This is a genomic window from Paenibacillus tepidiphilus, assembly GCF_008635795.1.
GTDB lineage: Bacteria > Bacillota > Bacilli > Paenibacillales > Paenibacillaceae > Paenibacillus_AQ > Paenibacillus_AQ tepidiphilus.
Genome location: NZ_VWRQ01000076.1, coordinates 1 through 638 on the forward strand (window position 1 = coordinate 1; position 638 = coordinate 638).

Annotated in this window: 2 protein-coding genes; both read right to left on the reverse strand. The window is 38.7% G+C overall.

The genetic code is table 11. From position 1 onward, the window contains the following. Positions 1-417 (reverse strand): S1 RNA-binding domain-containing protein (locus tag F1379_RS29560; protein ID WP_150276050.1); only part of this gene is annotated, 417 nt, incomplete at its 3' end. 96 nt (positions 418-513) lie between these two features. Continuing rightward, positions 514-638: (d)CMP kinase (locus F1379_RS30605; protein ID WP_203457201.1), on the reverse strand; the 125-nt coding region annotated here is incomplete at its 5' end.

The window sequence follows — 638 nt, forward strand, 5'->3', positions numbered from 1 at the left end:
CGGACGAGTATCAACTAATGAACCTGGTAAGAATGCACGAACACCGTTTAATTCAACAGTGAAACCGCCTTTCACTTTACCATTAACAAAACCGATAACTGTAGCTTGTTCTTCGAACGCTTTTTCTAAAGCAATCCAAGCTTCGTTACGTTTTGCATCACCACGAGAAACTACTGTTTCACCGAAGCCGTCTTCAACAGCTTTAAGAACTACATCCACTTGGTCGCCGACTTGAACTTCAAGTTCGCCTTGAGCATTTGTAAATTCTTCAGCAGGAATTGATGATTCAGATTTAAAACCTGTATCAACGATTACATAGCCTTTTTGAATAGCTACTACAGTACCTTTAACCACAGAACCTAAACGAGCTTCTGCCGCAAGGAATTCTTCAAGTAGTTGAGCAAAATTTTCTGACATAATTTTCTTCTTAAATAAAAATGAACATCCATTTAACATCCTGTTTAAACGGGGTTAGTAATAATGACCGAACACATCCTATGTTCGGCGAATAAATTAAAATTTAATATATTGACTAATATGATCCAAAGCCTGTCGAACCACTTCATCGATAGACAAGCTGGTTGAATCAAGTAGCAATGCGTCTTTAGCCGGAACCAAAGGCGCAACCTCACGATTTC